At 39.2% G+C, this 19,722-nt stretch carries 13 protein-coding genes; 8 read left to right on the plus strand and 5 right to left on the minus strand.

Annotation, left to right across the window (positions count from 1 at the left end; all coding sequences use genetic code 11):
- Positions 1 to 290: 290 nt before the first annotated feature.
- From MMU05_RS03480 to MMU05_RS03500, 5 genes are all read left to right on the plus strand, one after another.
- A complete protein-coding gene (locus MMU05_RS03480; RefSeq protein WP_241140278.1) occupies positions 291 to 3,668 on the plus strand; it encodes a methylmalonyl-CoA mutase family protein in 3,378 nt (1,125 codons plus the stop codon).
- Positions 3,669 to 3,830: 162 nt separating this feature from the next.
- Positions 3,831 to 4,247 carry an OsmC family protein gene (locus MMU05_RS03485; RefSeq protein ID WP_241140279.1) on the plus strand — a complete coding sequence of 139 codons (417 nt, stop codon included), beginning with the start codon at positions 3,831 to 3,833 and terminating at the stop codon, positions 4,245 to 4,247.
- The gene (locus tag MMU05_RS03490) at positions 4,244 to 4,483 is read left to right on the plus strand and encodes a hypothetical protein (RefSeq protein ID WP_113922945.1); all 240 of its coding nucleotides are present in this window, start codon (positions 4,244 to 4,246) and stop codon (positions 4,481 to 4,483) included. The genes MMU05_RS03485 and MMU05_RS03490 overlap by 4 nt, the downstream gene beginning before the upstream one ends.
- Before the next feature lie 27 nt (positions 4,484 to 4,510).
- Complete coding sequence (locus MMU05_RS03495) at positions 4,511 to 5,509, plus strand: PDC sensor domain-containing protein (RefSeq protein ID WP_241140280.1); 999 nt, start codon at positions 4,511 to 4,513, stop codon at positions 5,507 to 5,509.
- On the plus strand, positions 5,510 to 8,404 hold the full coding sequence (locus tag MMU05_RS03500) for a PAS domain-containing hybrid sensor histidine kinase/response regulator (protein WP_241140281.1): 2,895 nt from the start codon (positions 5,510 to 5,512) through the stop codon (positions 8,402 to 8,404).
- Between the two features lie 9 nt (positions 8,405 to 8,413).
- Here MMU05_RS03500 and MMU05_RS03505 read toward each other — a convergent pair whose 3' ends face one another.
- The 5 genes from MMU05_RS03505 to fmt form a co-directional block, all read right to left on the minus strand.
- Positions 8,414 to 9,730, minus strand: a complete 1,317-nt coding sequence (locus MMU05_RS03505; RefSeq protein ID WP_241140282.1) for a dihydrolipoamide acetyltransferase family protein — start codon at positions 9,728 to 9,730, stop codon at positions 8,414 to 8,416.
- An 83-nt stretch (positions 9,731 to 9,813) separates the two neighbouring features.
- The gene (locus MMU05_RS03510) at positions 9,814 to 11,079 is read right to left on the minus strand and encodes a competence/damage-inducible protein A (protein ID WP_241140283.1); all 1,266 of its coding nucleotides are present in this window, start codon (positions 11,077 to 11,079) and stop codon (positions 9,814 to 9,816) included.
- Positions 11,076 to 11,576 carry a dihydrofolate reductase gene (locus MMU05_RS03515; protein ID WP_241140284.1) on the minus strand — a complete coding sequence of 167 codons (501 nt, stop codon included), beginning with the start codon at positions 11,574 to 11,576 and terminating at the stop codon, positions 11,076 to 11,078. Before MMU05_RS03515 ends, MMU05_RS03510 begins: the two co-directional genes overlap by 4 nt.
- Positions 11,577 to 11,710: 134 nt before the next feature.
- Entirely contained in the window at positions 11,711 to 12,637 is a 927-nt protein-coding gene (locus MMU05_RS03520) for a DUF4412 domain-containing protein (protein WP_241140285.1), read from the minus strand.
- Between the two features lie 124 nt (positions 12,638 to 12,761).
- Complete coding sequence (gene fmt / locus MMU05_RS03525) at positions 12,762 to 13,688, minus strand: methionyl-tRNA formyltransferase (protein ID WP_241140286.1); 927 nt, start codon at positions 13,686 to 13,688, stop codon at positions 12,762 to 12,764.
- 306 nt (positions 13,689 to 13,994) lie between these two features.
- Here fmt and MMU05_RS03530 point away from each other — a divergent pair, with 306 nt between their 5' ends.
- From MMU05_RS03530 to MMU05_RS03540, 3 genes are all read left to right on the plus strand, one after another.
- The gene (locus MMU05_RS03530) at positions 13,995 to 14,360 is read left to right on the plus strand and encodes a hypothetical protein (RefSeq protein ID WP_241140287.1); all 366 of its coding nucleotides are present in this window, start codon (positions 13,995 to 13,997) and stop codon (positions 14,358 to 14,360) included.
- A 250-nt stretch (positions 14,361 to 14,610) separates the two neighbouring features.
- Entirely contained in the window at positions 14,611 to 14,790 is a 180-nt protein-coding gene (locus tag MMU05_RS03535; protein WP_241140288.1) for a hypothetical protein, read from the plus strand.
- Between the two features lie 756 nt (positions 14,791 to 15,546).
- Positions 15,547 to 19,701, plus strand: coding sequence for a PAS domain S-box protein (locus MMU05_RS03540; RefSeq protein ID WP_241140289.1), 4,155 nt, complete (start codon positions 15,547 to 15,549; stop codon positions 19,699 to 19,701).
- The last annotated feature ends 21 nt before the right edge of the window (positions 19,702 to 19,722 follow it).

Raw genomic sequence — 19,722 nt, forward strand, 5'->3', positions numbered from 1 at the left:
GTCAGAAATCTCAAAAAGGCTGATATTCGTCAGGAATAAAAATGATTCTATTTTTTTAAAAGAGTTGTGAATTCCCCTGTATTTTGGAGAAAAATCCATAGTCTGTTTGGTGATAAGTAATATGGAGATATAATTCCAAATAATGTTTGGGAAAGACTGGTTTTTTAACCTTTCGACTTTTTTATTTTTCTTATATTCGCATTCGATTATTTATGAATTAATTTATTCCATTTATCATCCAAAACACTGATGATCTTCGGCTGTTTGTAGGATATATTAACCCAAATAAAATGTCAATTACGCAAGAGATTTATAAACCCAAAAACCACATCAGACTTGTTACCGCTGCCTCCCTTTTTGACGGCCATGATGCGGCTATCAACATCATGAGGCGGATCATCCAGGCGACAGGCTGTGAGGTCATCCACCTCGGACATAACAGGTCTGTTCAGGAAATCGTCGATTGCGCCATTCAGGAGGATGTGCAGGCGATTGCGATCACTTCTTACCAAGGCGGACATGTGGAATTTTTCAAATACATGTTTGATTTGCTTCAGGAGCAAGGCGCAGGTCATATCAAAATTTTTGGTGGAGGTGGAGGCACGATTTTACCCGAGGAGATCAAAGAACTGCATGAATATGGGATCACCCGGATTTATTCACCAGATGACGGACGGGCGATGGGTTTGCAGGGCATGATCAATGACCTTGTCAGTACCTCTGATTTCCCGGTTGGGGATGATTTCCAAAACATCAAATTGGACAAATCGAATCAATCAAGCATCGCACGGATTATTTCTGCTGCGGAGAATTTTCCTGAGGAAAGTAAATCCCTTTTGGAAGAAATCAGAAAATCGGCAAGCAACAGCAAAGCTCCAGTTTTGGGAATCACCGGTACGGGAGGGGCGGGTAAATCTTCCCTTGTGGATGAATTGGTCAGGAGGTTTTTGATTGATTTTACTGATAAAAACATTGCGATTATCTCGGTAGATCCTTCCAAAAGAAAGACAGGAGGAGCACTTTTGGGTGACAGGATTCGGATGAATGCCATCAATCATTCCCATGTCTACATGCGGTCGTTGGCCACAAGGCAATCCAATCTTGCCCTTTCCAAATATGTGCAGGATGCGGTAGATATTGTCAAAGCAGCCAATTTCGACTTGATTATTTTGGAGACATCAGGAATTGGTCAGTCGGACACGGAAATCATAGAGCACTCAGACATGTCCCTTTATGTGATGACGCCAGAATATGGTGCTGCCACCCAATTGGAGAAAATCGATATGCTTGATTTTGCGGATATCATTGCATTGAACAAATTTGACAAAAGAGGTGCGCAGGATGCACTCCGAGACGTCAAAAAACAATACAAGCGCAACCATAATCTATGGGATATTGCTGACGAGGATATTCCCGTTTTCGGTACCATTGCTTCGCAATTCAATGATCCGGGGATGAATAACCTTTACAAAGGAATCATCCATAAAATGGTAGAAAAAACAGGGGTTGACCTGCAGACTTCCTTTAAGTTCAGTAAGGAAATGTCTGAAAAGATCTACATCATACCACCTGCCCGAACCAGATACCTGTCAGAAATCTCCGAAAATAATCGGGGTTATGACAAATGGGTGGCTGCCCAAAAGGAAGTAGCCCAAAAGCTTTATAGCATCCAAAAATCAATAGAGGCAGTCAAATCCACGAAAGTAACTGACGTGGACAGGTTGGTCAAAGAACTTCAGGAAGTCTATGCGCAGGTAGAATTGGAGCTTGATCCCAAAAACAAAAAATGGCTTGAACAATGGCCTGAAAAAGCGCAAAAGTATGTAGATGATTTTTATGTGTTCAAAGTCAGGGACAAGGAAATCAAGATACAGACTTATTACACTTCCCTTTCCCAATCCAAAATTCCGAAGATTTCCCTTCCAAAATATGAAGCTTGGGGAGATTTGTTGAAATGGGGACTGACAGAAAATGTACCGGGGGAGTTTCCTTATACCTCAGGAGTATTCCCTTTCAAGCGGGAAGGAGAAGATCCCACGAGAATGTTTGCAGGAGAAGGAGGGCCCGAGCGGACCAATAAGCGCTTCCATTACGTTTCAAAGGGTTTGCCTGCCAAAAGACTTTCTACAGCATTTGATTCAGTGACTTTGTACGGTGAAGATCCGGATTACAGGCCTGATATCTATGGTAAAATCGGAAATTCCGGTGTCAACATCTGTTGCTTGGATGATGCCAAGAAGCTGTATTCAGGGTTTAACCTTGCCAATCCGATGACCTCAGTGTCGATGACGATAAATGGTCCTGCTGCAGCCATGACGGTATTTTTTATGAATGCGGCCATTGACCAGCAATGTGAGATTTATATCAAAGAAAATGGATTGGAAGAAGAGGTCAATTCCAAAATAGAAGCCATCTACAAAGAGAAGGGTGCTCTAAGGCCTACTTACAATGCACCCATTCCTGAAGGAAATGACGGTCTTGGCTTGATGCTTTTGGGCGTGACAGGCGATCAGGTTTTGCCTAAGGAAGTCTATGAAAAAATCAAAGCTTTTACTTTGGCCAATGTCAGAGGAACCGTACAGGCTGACATCCTCAAAGAAGATCAAGCTCAGAATACCTGCATTTTCTCCACTGAATTTTCCCTGAGATTGATGGGGGATATGCAGCAATATTTTATTGACCAAAATGTCAGAAATTTTTATTCTGTTTCTATTTCGGGTTACCATATTGCTGAGGCCGGAGCCAATCCGATTACCCAATTGGCTTTGACACTTTCCAATGGTTTTACCTATGTGGAATATTATGTGTCAAGGGGAATGGACATCAACCAATTTGCGCCGAACCTTTCCTTCTTCTTTTCCAATGGAATCGATCCAGAATATGCAGTTATCGGCAGGGTTGCTAGGAGGATATGGGCAAAGGCCATGAAATTGAAATATGGTGCCAATGAGCGTTCGCAAATGCTCAAGTACCATATCCAGACTTCAGGACGCTCGCTTCATGCGCAGGAGATTGACTTCAATGATATCCGTACGACGCTTCAGGCACTGTATGCGATCTATGACAATTGCAATTCCCTTCACACCAATGCATATGACGAAGCCATCACTACTCCGACAGAAGCTTCAGTTCGCAGGGCCATGGCCATCCAACTGATCATCAACAAGGAATTGGGATTGGCAAAAAATGAAAACCCGATTCAGGGGGCTTTTATCATCGAAGAACTCACAGATTTGGTAGAGGAAGCGGTATATAAAGAATTTGACAGAATTACCGAAAGGGGAGGAGTCCTAGGTGCTATGGAGACGATGTACCAAAGGGGTAAAATTCAGGAAGAAAGCCTCTATTACGAGACTTTGAAACATACCGGAGAATATCCGATTATCGGAGTCAATACATTCCTGTCATCTGAAGGATCACCTACAGTCATTCCAGGGGAGGTAATCCGAGCTACAGAGGAAGAAAAAGAAGCCCAGATTCAGACACTTCTCCAACTTCATGAAAAAAACGCTGACCATACACCAAGCCAATTGAACGAACTTCAATATGTCGCTGTTCGCAATGAAAATATATTTGAAAGACTGATGGAAGCTGCCAAAACCTGTTCTTTGGGACAGATCACTAGATCACTTTACGAGGTTGGTGGTCAGTACAGAAGGAATATGTAGGGGAGGCGGGAAATATTTTAGTAGGAAGTTAGGATGTAAGGAAGTTGGAAGTCAGAAGTAAAAACATACAACCTGACAACGCAGAGCAGACAACAATTACAACCACTATAACAATTACAACAACTAGAACCCAATAACCATTAACCTAATAAACCAACCGCAATGAGCAAAAAACACGTCACCGTCAGAATGAAGGCGGATATGGAATATGAATCCACCAATCACTTTGGCAACAAAGTGGATATCGATATGTATGACAGCGAGCACAAGAAAGCCCAATCTCCCATGGAATTGCTTTTATCGGCTTTAGGGGGTTGCTCCGCTGTGGATGCCGTCCTGATGATGAAAAAGAAGAGAAGGACAATTACTGATTTTTTTATTGAAATAATAGGCAATAGGCACGAAGGCATTCCAAAATATTATACCCAGATTGATATGAAATTTATCTTGGTTTCCCCTGATGCTACTGAGGAAGAATTCACCAAAGTCGTCACTTTGGCAGTGGATAAATACTGTTCGGTAGCCTCGTCCTTAAAGTCGGAAATCAGACATATCTCTGAAGTCAGGAGACCGGAATGAGAGTAGTCAGCGAATTTTCAAAAGACGGGATCAGAGTTTCAGTGTTTTCCTGGAACAATAAATACCTGCTAAAGTATGAATTGGGTCCGATGGAACAAACCTTCAAGATTCCGGAAACGGACATCTTGGAGGAATCTGACCTTGATTCATTTTATCAGGGGGAATTTTTTGATAAGGTTGTTTCAAGATTTAAAGAAATGGGAGAAAGCTTTCAAAAACAGCTTGAAAATCTTTAGATTTAAGAATTAACTTAATTGCTGAACATGAAGAGTTTATTCTATTTCTGTTTTTTTGTCTCAATCTGTCTATTTTCCTGTTCCCCGCCTAAAGAATCTGAAAGCACAACTGATTTCTTTGAAATCAATTCTTTCATTTCATTACTCGAATATGACCTTGGAGTTATTGAAGACGAAATTGTGCGGCTCGGTAGATTCTCCGAGGAACTTTTTGTGGACAAGAAAACCAAACTGGCAAATGCTGATCCTGATAAATACAAAATAGTAGGCGTTTCGGCCAATTCGGAACCCGGAGCCAATCCTGAAAAGAGTTCACTTTTTATTCCCACCATTTCAACTAATAAAGAAGCGGTCAAAGAACTTATTTTATTGACCAATCCTTTGGATGATGAATTCAAAAGAATTGTAAAGGAAATCCCGGTTATATCCCAGGTTTATTTTAATTCCAAATACCATCTAAACAGGCTTTACCCTCCCTATGATGTAAATTTATTGGAGCCGGATATTGATGTTACAAATTTCAATTTTTATTATCAGGGAGATGAGAAAAACAATCCTTCGAGGGCTCCGGCCTGGGTGGATGAGATTTACATTGATCCTGTGGGTAGGGGATGGATGATTACCTTGACATATCCTGTTTATGCAGAAGAAGATTTAAAAATGGTTTTGGGATTTGACATCACACTGAATGATATCATAGAAAATTACATCAACAAAACCTCAAACCAACTCCTCATCATTGATGGGACCGGGACAGTAGTGGCAGGAAAGGCTAAGGCAATAGAAGCCTTGTCATTACCTTCATTGAAGAATTATACCTATACACAAACCATCACCTCAGACAGTTACCGAAAAGAAGATTTTAACCTATTCAAAAGTAAGGATAAAAATGTACGTATTATTGCCGATAAAATCATTAACTCTGGTGAAGAGGTATTATGGCTTTCAGAAAATAATACGAAACTCAAAATAATAGCAAAAAAGATGAGCAAACTTGATTGGTATGTTCTTGAAATCCAATTTTAGATGGTCCCTAAAAATTATTCACTTCCCAAATCCGAAACAGGCTTTTACCGCATTTTAGTGGTTTTGGGAATTTTTGTGGTTTTTTTAATCACTTTTTTGGGAATGGCATTCTTTCAAGTTCTTAATGACAACCAAGTAAATTCAAGTAGGGCTACACTTAATAAACAGGCTGAACTTGCATCCAAACAGATTGAGAAAAGGTTTACGGCTTTCTACGACGATATGGCATTTTTTGTCAATAATCTAGAACCGACGACTTATCAAAATAATGGTCAAGAAATTCTTGCCTTTGAAAAAAGGGCTAGGAGAATATTCAACAATCACCGGGATCTTTTGGATACGATCAAGGTCTTGTTTCCAAATCAGGCGATAATTTTTCATTTTGACAACCGCAACAATTTTATCAAAACCAAACTTGACATCCAGCAAGTAAACCCTGCTTTGGGCAAGAATGAGATTGTTGTGAATAATAAACCGAATCAAGTCTCTATACGTGCTGTTGTCGATCTCGAGCGTTTTTTTATTGATGAAATGACCAATTATTACCTTGGGATTTCAGGGGAAAAATTGATCTATTGTGACGGAAAACTCCGTGGCACCCACGAGCAAAAGTTGAAAGATGGGTTTTCCATCGACAAGGAAACCCTACGTCAATTAGCAGTCCAAGCTGACGAAGGTTTGAAAGGAGACTTCCGCGGGAAATTTACCAATGAAAATGAAGAGATTGAATTTGAAGCACTGATCCAACATTACCCATTCTCCCTCTATCCATTAGAAAGTAAATTTACCACCGTGTTTGTTGTCGACCGTAACGTGGTCACGACGGGTATTTTCAGCACCTATTTCTATCTGATTTTGGTATTGTTGGCTTTATTGGCTTTGGTGATTTTGATTTTATTTAAATCAATCAAGAATTCCCAGATTACCAATAGCGTGTTGTCAAAGAATGCCGATGAGATTTCGGAGTTGTTTAGAAGGCAGGCTTTGCTGTTGCATGAGACTAAGGGCTTTATTTATTTCCAAGATCAAAATGGAAAAATGACAAGCGTGGGCAAGGAAGTCAAGAAAATTTTGGGATTTGAGAAGGAAGATTTTATTGAAAATTTTAAAAAGTATATCTCAAAAAATGACAAAGAAAGGGTTGAAAGACTTTTGGCTGAGTCCATCTTAAATAAGCAGGACGGTATTTCCTTTGAACTCGACTTCAAAACCAAGTCTGGTAAAATGCTGAGGACGAAGATTTTTGAAAGGCTAGAGTTCGATGCTAATGGAAACTTTTTGGGTAATGTTGGAATTTGCACCGATATACAAGAGAAATACGAAAGAGAATTGGAAATCGTAAACAGTGAAAACAGGCTGAGGGCGGTGTTGAACAGTTTGCCTGATCTGATTTTTATTTATGACAATGAAGGCCGGTACCTTGATTTTCATGTCAAAGACAAAAGCCTTCTTGTAGCCCCGCTTGAAGGTGCCATCGGTAAGAAAATGACCGAAATATTGCCCGAGAAGTTAGCAAAGCCCATCCAACAGGTTTTTAATAATACCATCAAAAGCGGGAACATGCAGACGGCGGAATATGAAGTGGATATTCCTTCTGGTAAAAGACTCTTTGAGGCACGATTTTTTAGACTTGACAATAGCAAAGTGATGTCCATCGCCCGTGACATCACCGGCCAAAAGCTTTGGGAAAGAGGTTTGATGGAGGCAAAGAAAGCTGCCGAGCAGGCTAATTTGGCCAAATCAGAATTTCTTGCAAACATGAGTCACGAGATTAGGACGCCGATGAATGGCCTTTTGGGAATCATTCCTCTGATGGAATCAACGACTTTGGACCCAAATCAAAGGGAATACTTACAAATTATCAAAGACTCCGGTGAATCTCTTCTCAGTATCATCAAAGACATCCTTGATTATTCAAAAATAGAGTCGGGAGAGATGACACTGTACAAATCAGTATTTAATTTCAAGAATGAAATTGAAAAAACCATTAAAATTTTCTCGGGTCTGATCAAAGAAAAAAACCTTAATTTTTCTTACCATTTTGGAGATATGGTGCCTGATTATGTGGAGTTGGACAAAGAAAAACTCAGGCAGATTCTGATCAACATTATCGGCAATGCCATAAAATTCACCCCTGACGGTGGGACAATTTCCCTAGATATTTCAGCAGAATCTTTCTTTGAAAAGAATGTCATATTGAATTTTGAAGTCAAGGATAATGGCGTCGGAATCCCTTCTGATAAAATTGATATGTTGACCAAACCTTTCTTTCAACTGGATAGCAGCAATACGAAAAGACATCAGGGAACAGGATTGGGACTTGCGATTTCACAAAAAATCATAGAATTGATGGGCGGAGAACTGACTATCAAAAGTGAATTTGGTGAAGGTTCAGAGTTCTCTTTTAGCATATTTGGAAAAATATGGAACAAAGAGGATAACGCGGAGGAAAAAATACCTGAGGAAGAAGAAGAGGGATTCATCTGGAAAAACATGGCACAGGAATATCCTTTGAAAATCTTATTAGCAGAGGATAATTCAACCAATCTGCTTTTTATGGATATGCTGATGGCGCAGTTAGGCTATGGATATGATGTCGCGAGAAACGGGTCTGAGGCTGTGCGAAAAGTAAAAGAATCAGATTATGACCTTGTATTGATGGATATCCAGATGCCCGTGATGAATGGACTGGAAGCCACAAAAATTATAAGAAAATCAAAAGGCAGGAAAATCACCATTGTTGGTTTATCTGCAAATGCTTTTCAGGAAGACGTTGACTTGGCCATGGAGATGGGGATGGATTCGTACATCACCAAGCCTTTGAAAATAAATGAAATCACAAATATTATCCGGACCTGTTCCGAAAAACTAGCCACAAAAAAAGAGGTCAATTGACCTCTTTTTTTATAGTTCAGTATCCAAGTCAAATGCTTCAAGATAGTCCGCCACTTTTCTGACAAACATGCCTCCCAAAGATCCATCTACCACGCGGTGGTCATAAGAATGGGACAGGAACATTTTATGTCTGATGGCGATTACATCCCCGGTTGGAGTTTCTACCACTGCGGGTTTTTTCTGAATTGCTCCGATTGCAAGGATGGCGACCTGAGGCTGCATGATGATGGGAGTTCCCATCACATTGCCAAATGAACCTACATTAGATACGGTGTAAGTTCCCCCGCTCAATTCATCAGGAGATAATTTATTGATCCGCGCCCTATTGGCGATATCGTTGATTTTTTTGGAAAGACCCATGAGGTTGAGCTGATCCGCATTCCTCACTACAGGAACAATTAGGTTACCCGAAGGTAATGCAACAGCCACACCAATGTTGATGTCTTTTCTTTTGATGATTTTATCCCCATCGACAGAAATATTGATCATCGGAAAATCCTTGATGGCTTTGGCCACAGCTTCAATAAAGAATGGGGTAAAGGTCAATGCCTCCCCCTCTTTTTTCTTATAGTTGTCTTTTACCTTATTTCTCCACAGGACGATATTGGTCACATCTGCCTCGACAAATGAGGTGACATGTGCAGATATACGCTTGGAGTCCACCATTCTTTGGGCGATCATCTTGCGCATCCTGTCCATTTCCATGATCTCATCTTGTGCAGAGATACTCATTTCTACCCTTTGGACTGGATTGGCCAAAGTGCCGGAATTTATCTCCCCACTTGGCGACCCGACTTTTCCTTCTGCCCGGTTTTTTAAATATTGAAGAATATCCTGCTTGGTCACCCTGGCATCTTTTCCTGTGCCAAGTATGGAAGACAATTCTGATTTACTGATTTTTTCTTCTTTTGCAATGCTCAATACCAAAGGCGAATAAAACCTGTCATCATCTCCTTGTTTTTCCACCTGAGAAAAGGTTGAAATTACGGTAGCCGTCTGTGCTGGTGAGATTCCAAGCAACTCTTCTTTTGGCGAGGAAATTTCCGGTTTAAGTTCTGGGATTTTTGAATTTCCTGTGGCTTCCGATACCGATTCAATGATTGCGATTGGCGCACCCACAGCGACGACTTCACCTTCTTTGACCAATATTTTTTTCAATATCCCCGCATGGGTTGCAGGTACTTCTGTGTCGACTTTATCCGTGGCAACTTCCAAGACTGATTCATCTTGCTCAATGAAATCCCCTTCTTTTTTCAGCCAAGTGAGTATAGTTCCTTCAATTATACTTTCACCCATCTTGGGCATCAGCATTTCTACATTTGCCATTCCTTTATTATTTAATTGGGTTTATTTCCAAGTTTTAAAATTAAATTTTATTTTAACCAATGCAAAATCAGTGAATATAATTTTTATTCTGTTTTCTCTAAAATGCATATTCTCAACAAATTCAAAACTGCCACTGCAGTAAGTTGGATGTTGAGCATTCTGTCTTGGGTGAGCTGAAGTTTTTTGGTTACCGTCTTACCTTCAAAAGCGCATGCTATCCAAACTGTCCCTACCGGTTTTTCTGCCCAACCTCCCCCTGGACCTGCGATGCCGCTGCTTGCCAATCCAAAATCCGAATTGAATTGTTTCCGGATATTTTCTGCCATTTGGATGACAGTTTGCTCACTTACTGCACCATGGCTTTCCAAGATTTTATTATCAACGCCTAGCAACCTGTTTTTGAACTGGTTGTGGTATGGAATCATACTTCCCTGAAAATAATCACTGCTGCCTGCAATACTGGTGACCAAATGAGAAATGTAACCTCCCGTACAGCTTTCTGCCAAAGCGACTTTTTGGCCCTTTTGTTTCAAGAGTCGACCTACTGCTTCCTCTAGGGTTTCCTTGTTGTATCCATAGATATACTTCTCGATTATTGGCTTTACGTTTTCGATTTCAATTTCCACGTCATTTTTGAGGCTGAAAAGATCCTCGCCGAAAGCGGTCAGTCTGAGTTTAACCTGGCCCAAAGAGGGTAGATAAGCGAGTTTGATATGGGAGGGAAGATTTTTTTCCCAATCTTTTATCAAGTCAGCTAACCAGCTTTCACCAATCCCAACTGTTTTTATGACTTTGTGGTAAATGTTTGGAAGGGTAAACTGGGATTTGATTTTTGGAATGACATGTTGCAACATGAGATTTTTCATTTCATGTGGCACGCCGGGCATAGACATCCATTTTTTTCCGTTCTCTTCAAACCACATTCCCGGTGCAGTTCCCAACTCATTGGGAATATAAAGGCATTTGGTGGGCAAATGTGCCTGCATTCTATTCAGATCGGTCAATTCCCTACCTCTTTTTTCAAAGAAAGTTCTTACAGCTTCCAGTGCTTCGGGAACCAATTCTATCCCACATCCAAAATATTCTGCCAAAAGAGGTTTGGTGAGATCATCATTGGTAGGTCCCAGACCTCCTGTCATCAAAATGATATCTGCTCTTTTTTCGGCGGCCTCAAAGCTTGCCAGAATGGATTCCCGGCTGTCTCCAATGGTACTTCTATGGACGACGCGCACCCCGATTTTGTCTAACTCCTGACTGATCCATTGACTGTTGGTGTCAGTGATCTGACCATAAAGTAGCTCGTCACCAATGGAAATTATTTCGGCCCTGACTTCTTTGTATTTTGTCATTTTGAATTCCGTTTGTAAACCACAAAATCAAAATCAAATTGGTTTTTTTCGTCTTTCTTATATGCATTGGAAGAAACGACTGTCCATACATTTTTATCGATTTCAGGGAAAAAAACGTCGCCTTCCAAAACAGCATTTACTTCAGTTACCATCAGTTCATCAGCTATGTCAATAGCTTGGTGGTAAATTTCTGCCCCACCGATGATATACACCTGATCTAATTTTTTTCCGATGCAGATTTGTACGGCTTCTTCCAAAGACCGGGCAACAAAATGGCCCTCAGGAACACCATAATCAGGGTTTCTGCTGATCACAATGGAAGTACGGTTGGGAAGCGGTTTTCCGATGGATTCGAAGGTTTTTCGGCCCATGATGATGTGGTAACCGGAAGTATGGGATTTAAAAAGCTGTAAATCAGCTGATAGACGCCATATCAATTGGTTGTCTTTGCCTATGACATTGTTCAATGACTTAGCAACGATGATGGATATTTTCAATGTATTTTAATGTTTTGGCTAAGTTACCAAGGTTTATCCAATCAAGAAATCTTGGTGGGAAAGAATGAATAGAGTTGATCTTCTTTTCTTTTCTCTTTTACAGTCAATCCTAAAAAAAGTCGGAACTATCGAACCTATTTCATTGAATCGGCAATGCTTGGATAATCGGTCATGTGAAATACCTGTTTGCGGTTTTCCTGTAGTTCAAGAGTGACCATGTCCATAGTGCTTTTGTCAATTTTGCTAACCACATGGGCTTCCATCATATTTCCGGTTGGAAGATTACTAAAAAGATCAGGATTTTGGTCTTTCATCCGGGCAGTCAAAAAGGGATTGTTTTGACTCCAAAACGGTGTTTGGCCTGAGAGCGGAGTTCTTGTAACCCAATAATTTGTGATATTTTCTTGGGTTTCGATAAGGTATTCTTCACATTCATGACCGGATATTATTTTTGAGTTCCCTGTTTTTTTGAAACTAACCTTATCATTCTCTGTGCCTTCTGCACCCACCGGCGAGTCAGTTTGACTAATGGCTGCATAATCGTATTCAAAAGTCATCCGCATTTTTTCACCTTCATTTTCAAGCAAAGTGATGCCGACATTTCTGTTAAAGTCATAAATCAGCACATAAGTACCGTCTTCTTTTTTTTCCGGGTCGGTAAATTTCATTGCTGTGATTTTGGGATCTTTGGAGTAAAAAGAGGTCAACTGAATGGGTTCATTTTGCTTTCCTTTGGCATCTACGCCGGTGATTTCTAAAATTGCAAATCCCTCAAAACCATAAGACTCATCTACTTCTATGTCATTATATATCGACGACATCATTTTTTCGATGTCCACCCCGGGAATGGAATCAGGATTATCGGTGCCATAGACGTCTTTAAACATTTTGTCCAGCTTTCTTCTGGCGATTTTTTCCATTTCACTTTCGACTTTCTTTTCGATGGCTCTGCTGACGCCTCTTTCAGCGGCATTTTTAATCCGGTTTATAAATTGGGCATTGACCGAAAAAGTCGTCAATAAGAATGCAAGCGCGGAGAAAAACAGGATATTTCTTTTCATCTTTTTGAAGGATTTTGGAGATACAATTTATTTCTTTTGCGTCAGAAAGACAAGGTTATAGCCGTATTCCTGTGTGTAGATTCGCTAAGCAGAAATTTTTATGGAATTTCACTTATTGGAATGGCTAAAGAAGCTTATAGCCTCTCAAAAACTCTTCAATTCCAAGCTTCTTCTTACCTTCCATCTGAAGTTCCAAAATTTTCAACGTTCCATTTCCTGTCTGGAAGAGAAGTTCTTTTTTGCCATCTGATCTGTATTCTCCGGGAAGCAATCCTTCGGAATTTTTATCTGAAAACTCACTCTTATAAATTTTACAGGTCTTTCCGTCCAAAATTGTCCAAGCTCCGGGATAAGGAGAAAGCCCTCTGATGAGGTTGTGTATTTCGGTTGCGGGTTTTTTCCAGTCAATTTCGCAGGTTTCCTTAAAGATTTTTGGAGCATGGTGGATTGCAAGTGCTTCATTTTGGGGCAAGGTTACAACATGGTTATTTTCGATTGCCTCTGTTGTTTTCAAAACCAGCAGGGCTCCTTTATTCATAAGTCTTTCGTACAAAGTCCCAATATTGTCCTCTGCATTAATGGACTCTTTTTCCTGAAAAATAATGCTTCCGGTATCAATTTCATGTTTGAGGAAAAAAGTGGTCAAACCAGTTTCTTTTTCCCCATTGATTATGGCCCAGTTTATAGGAGCTGCACCTCTATAGTTGGGAAGCAGGGAAGCGTGGAGGTTGAAAGTCCCCCGTGGAGGCATATTCCAGACCACTTCAGGCAGCATCCTGAATGCAACTACTATCTGAAGATCTGCCTCAAAGCTTCTTAGCTCTTCAATAAAATCATCTGATTTAAGATTGGTTGGCTGCAGGACGGGAATGTTACTACCCAAAGCGGTTACCTTCACGGGTGAAGGAATCAATTTCTGGCCACGTCCCTGCGGTCTATCCGGAGCCGTCACTACAGCCACCACGTTCCAACCATTTTTTATCAAAGCTTCCAAGGATGGAACCGCAAATTCCGGCGTGCCCATGAAAATAATCCTTAATTTTTTATCCATTTCTCTTTCTATTCGATTTTTAAAGTTCGGGAATTATTTTTTTGTCGGAGGTATTTTGAAGATTAAAAATAAAATTTGGAGGGAAGTAGTAAGGAATTTAATTTGGATAAAATATAAAAAATAAGTATAATATTTTATTTATAGACATTTATATAAGTTAAACACATTAATTTATCCTAATTGTTACTATTTTATTATTCGCAATCATCAGTCAAATCTGTTTAGTATTTGTCAATGTAATTGCAAAAAACTGGTCAATTTGAAAAAAAAGGCTAGGAATAATAAAAAATTATTTAATTTTGCAGGATGAAACCGAAAATTAGATATGGCTTTTCTAATGGCATTAGACTTTTTGTCTGTACCATGGCTGTATTTTTTTCTTTTTTAGCAATAGTTGATAGTTTCCAGAAAAAGGCTGAAATAATCTACGCAGGTGAATTTGTTTCTGAAGCCGATTTTAAATTCATTGAACTTCCAAGTATTGTCCGGTATTTATCAGGTAATAAAATTTCCAAAATTGAAAAAATTGAAGTTATTCAACCTTTGAAAAGTGTTGTTTATTCTTCTCTTGAAGCACCTTCAATTGAAAGCAGGTCTGTTGCCGAGGCAGTTCATATATTTTTTCCAATCTCTTCAATATTTAGACATTCGTTGAATACGAATGCACCTTGATTGGGCTTGACTACACCCTCCAATTAAAGCAATTCGAATAAAACAACTGAATTGCGCTAACCCCAAAATAATACAGGTATTTGAAGTATTCTTCTTGAAGAGGCAAAATCATGTTTGCATCTCAGGTTTTATTAGGCTCATCAAATTTATTGAATCCGGAGTACCTCGAATGTTGGCTTAAAGTTCCATTTAATAACAAAAATAAAAATCAAACAAACCGTCTCAAAAGGACATTAAACAATCAAACACTATGAAAAAGACAATCTTTGCAATGATGATCGCTGCTTCTGCTTTTATGGCTTCTTGCGGCAACAAAACAACTGAAGAAGTAGAAGTAGTTGAAACTCCGGTTGAAGTTGCTCCTGAAGTTGTTGAAGAAGCTCCTGTAGATACTACAGCTGTAGCTGCTGATTCAACTGCAGTAAATTAATTCATTTTAAATTATTGAAAAAAAATCCCCGGTACTGCCGGGGATTTTTGTTTTGGGATAAACCCTTTTTTGAACTTAAACACTTATCAGAGAACCTCCAATAGATATTCAAACATAGGGAATTAAAAACCTTAAAAAAATAACCAATACTGGGTATTTTTGGGACCAAAAAATTGGATAGTTATTATTTCTTATTGATATAATATAATAAAAATCTTTTCTTTAATTTTTATTGTTTAAATTTCCTTTACTTCAATAAGGAATATTCTACTAATATTTTAAATTTTTTTATGTTTTTACCACATTTTCAATTGGCTTCATTGAAATTTTGGTGTCCAACCTTATTTAACTAAATGTTTCCTATATTAATAATGCAATCTATTTTTAATATAGAAATGAATCAGCGATTTTCTTTGGCCGTGAAAATTGGTTATTTCTTGACTTAAGAATATTTTAATTTGAACCATTTGGTTGATTTTGTTATTTAATTGATTAAACTTCGACTTATAAATGGATTGATTTAATCCCCAAATACCCGAGCAGAAGCTATAATTTCAAATTGAACTTGCATTCTATCCCGAATACATGAGTGTAGTCAAAAAATTAGATATTTTAGGTTTTTTTAATCAAATACAAGAGCCTGTTGTCGTTTTTTCAGAAGAAAGCGACATTTTTTTGAATGATTATTTCAAGAAAAATTTCCTTGGATCAATTTCAAGTTGGAAAGAATTATTTGGTAATCATTCCGTAAAAAATATGCTTTCTTGCTTTTTTTCAACAGGAGAGTTAGGTGGAGAAAAATATATTTCTCCGCTGATTGGTATAGATGGTTCCCCGTGTGATTACAGGTGGGAATTTAGAAAATTATATAGCGACGATACCCAAAGATATTGTGCTGCAATTGGCACCAAAACAGAAAATAGTTTTGGTAGATACCGTGAGGAGGACTCATTTTTGGATAAAAAAGATATCATCCAAAACCTGAATTTTGTTTCAAGTGTCTTAAGACATAGCCATGATATGGTTGCGATCCTGGATGCAGAGGGAAGGTATAAATTTATAAGTGCCGCTGTTATCGATAAACTAGGTGTCGACCCGTCCAAAATCATCGGGAAATCTTATTTGGATTTTATTGATGAAGAGGTCATTAAAATCGATGAAGGGGAGTTGCATAAGGTTTTTACCTCAAAATCTGAAGTAAACATCAACTTTTGGGTCAATATTCCTGGAGGAAAACGGGTTTATATTGAAAGCTACAGTAGGAATCTGTTAGATGATCCCAATATCAATGGGATTCTTTTCAGTGCAAGAGATATAACAGCCTATTGGAAAGCCAAAAAATCACTTCAAAAAAGATACGAGCTTGAAAATCTGATCAACAGAATTTCTGCCAAATTTGTCAATGCAGGCTATAATCAGGTCGACCAAGTTTTCAGATTGTCTTTGAAGATGTTGGGTGAGTTCGAAAAAGCTGACAGGGCTTATATTTTCATTGTTCATGATGACCTACAGGAAATAGAAAATGTCTATGAATGGACAGCAAAAGGTATCGAGCCTCAAATCCAATACCTTAAAAACCTCCCGATCACAGCCGAGAATCTGACAATCGAATCTCTTCGGAAAGGAGAAATTCTGGTCGTACCCGATGTAGATCTCATGCCTGAAAGGTTTGAAAAAGAAAAAGAAATCTACCAGCAACAAGGCATTAAATCTTTTGTGCTGATTCCTATCTTCTCAGAAAACAGGCTGATAGGTTTTTTTGGGCTTGATGCGGTCCATGAAAAAAGGGCATGGCACGAAAAAGATGAATATGTCCTTAGGCAGCTTGGAGATGTTTATGCAGGAAGTTTTATCAATAGAGCGATCAAAAAGAGACTTGAACGGAATGAAAAGCTTTTGGCCTCTACGGAGATTTTGGCAAAATCCGGCTCTTGGAGATTTAGCAATACCAAAAGGAGAATTTTTTATTCTTCGGGCTTGAAGAGAATCTTTGAATTGGATGAGAATATCTATTCCTCTGATTTGGTGGGATTCTTGAAAAAGATAAAAAAGGGAGACAGGAAAGATTTCCTAGGAAGATTAAAAGTTGCGGTCAATACCCGAAGCACTACTTACGGCGAGTTTAGCATCTTTACCATAGAAGGAAAAGAAAAATTTATCAGCTTCACCATTCAGGTGAGGGAAATAGAAAACAGTGAAGATGTGGAAGTTTTTGGGTACTGTTCTGATGTTACCCATAAAAAAGATGCAGAAAATTATTTGAAGCTACAGTCCCAGATTCTTACCCAAGTGGATGATCCTATTGTAGTGACAGATGGTTCGCTCAAAATCATTTATATCAACAAAGCGGGTTTAAAAGAATGTAAAATCGGAGAAAATGAAAACTTCCAAGGGAGAATAACTGATCTATTTGAGTTCATTTTTGAAGATTCCAATTCCTTGGAAAAGCTCTTGCATAGCCTGAAATCCAATGAGGGCATCACCAAACAGATGCAACTTAGGCTAAGAACCGGTGTGGTTGATCCTTACGAAGTCTCTGTTCAGCAGTTTTTGAATGATGAAAAAGAGAGAATCGGGTATTCATTTGTAATCCGGAATTTATCACTTCAGGTAAGACAGGAAGCCATTGCCAGAAAGGCGCAGATGATCGTTGAAAACAGTCCGGCTGTATTGTTTACAGTGGATCCAAATGAAAATTTCAGAATCCTCTATATCACCGAAAATATCAGGCAATTCGGCTATAATTCTTCAAAATTGGTCAATTCAAAAACCAGTATTCTGGATTTAATCCATCCCGATGACGTCATCCGGCTTTTGGATTACCATTATGCCAAAGAGAATGAAAACGGAATTCCTGCATTTTCAGGAGAATATAGAATCCGAAAAGGAGATGGTTCATACCGATGGGTGGAAGACAGAACCCGGGAAGTGTATGATTCCGAAGGCAGGATTTTTGTGCATGAGGGTATCCTTCAGGATATTACCGAAAGAAAAAACAACCGTGAAGAGATTATCCGTAGCCAGGAAAGATACAGGGTGTTGGCATCCAATATTCCCGGTACCAGTATCTTTTTGATCGATAGGGATCTCCGATACATTGTTGCCCAAGGTACTAATTTTGCTGATTGGGGTATGACGGCAGCTGATTTTGAGGGTAAAACCCTAGCTGAAGTCCATACCGGTAATCTCAGTGAAATCCAGCCAATTGTCACGAGGGCGTTACTCAAAAATGAGATTATCCAAAAGCATCTGGTTTTCCGCCGGCGGGTATATGAAATCACAGTTAGGCCGATCATGTACGGAGGGGAGATCGAGTACGCGCTTGGGATTTTGAGGGATATCAATGAAGAACATCAGGCAAAGGAAAACCTCAGAAAAAACGAAGAAAAATACAGGAAGCTGGTTGAAGAATCCACGGAGATTATTTTCTCTTTGGATTTGGATATGACATTGACTTACATTTCACCAAACGTAAAGCAATTTCTCGGTTATCCTTCAGAAGATGTGATACGAAAAAGGCTGACAGATTTTTTGCATCCTGATGATCTTTTCGTTTTTGCAGAAAGAAGCATGACAGAACCGAATTTTTTCAAGGAAAACCAATATCTGGAATTTCGGCTCAGGCATCAGACAGGAGATTACCGGGTATTCAGTTCCAATGGGAAGTTGGTGACAGATGAAGAAGGAAAGAAAATGTATTATACGGGAATAGCCCGGGATATTACCAATCTCAAAGAAGCTCAGAAAGAGCTCTTCCATGCCAAAGAAAAAGCTGAACAGGCTTCTACCATTAAGTCGCAGTTTTTATCCATCATGAGCCATGAGATCAGGACTCCGATGAATGCTGTCATTGGCATGGCGCACCTGCTGATCGAAGACGACCCGCGCCCTGACCAGCTTGAGAATTTGAAAACATTGCAGTTTTCAGCAGAAAACTTGTTGGGATTGATCAATGATATTTTGGATTACAGTAAAATTGATTCAGGGAAAGTAGAACTTGAAAAAGTCAATTTTGAACTGGGTAATGTTTTCAATAGAATCTTACATTCCTATTCGTATCAGGCTAGGGAAAAAGCTCTCAATGTAATATTTGAGGCGGATCCCTCTCTCCCGCAAAACCTCATCGGTGATCCGGTAAGGTTAGGGCAAATAGTAAATAATCTGGTTTCCAATGCTGTAAAATTCACTGAAAAGGGTTTCATCAAAATCAAACTGACCAATGAAAAAGAAGACGAACAAAAAATAGCTATTCGGTTTGACTTCGAAGATTCAGGAATTGGTATTCCAGAAGACAAGCTTGATTTGGTTTTTGAGGCATTTACACAGGCAAGCGCTGCCACTACAAGAAAATACGGTGGTACAGGTCTAGGACTCGCCATTGTCAAAAGATTGGTACAATTATTCGGGGCCGAGATCAAAGCCCACCAAAGAGAAGAAGGAGGGACCAGATTTACCTTCACAGCAGTATTCGAAAAACCCCATTCTAAGGCTGTTCTTTCCCAGAAAGACCATTCTGATGGTTTAAAGTACCTAGAGGAGGCAAGTATTTTGGTGGCAGAAGACAACCTTGTAAATCAGATCATGATCAGAAAATTTCTCCATAAATGGGGGGTAAAAAATGTAGTGATTTCAAACGACGGAAATGAAGCCATTGAGGCATACCTCAAACAGGATTTTAACTTGATATTACTTGACCTGCAGATGCCTGAAAAAGATGGTTTCCAAGTGGCTGAATTTATCCGATCGATGGACGATCAAAAAAAGAAGAGTGTCCCTATAATTGCTTTGACCGCTTCATCGTTGATTGAAGTGAAAGAACAATTGGATAAAGTGGGAATGGATGACTATATCAGCAAACCGTTTAACCCCGATAACCTTTACACCAAAATTCTCAAATACCTTAAGCCATAAATTTGAAAAAAGGAGTTAGCG

Source organism: Cognataquiflexum rubidum (genome assembly GCF_022538115.1).
Taxonomy (GTDB): Bacteria; Bacteroidota; Bacteroidia; order Cytophagales; family Cyclobacteriaceae; genus Cognataquiflexum; species Cognataquiflexum rubidum.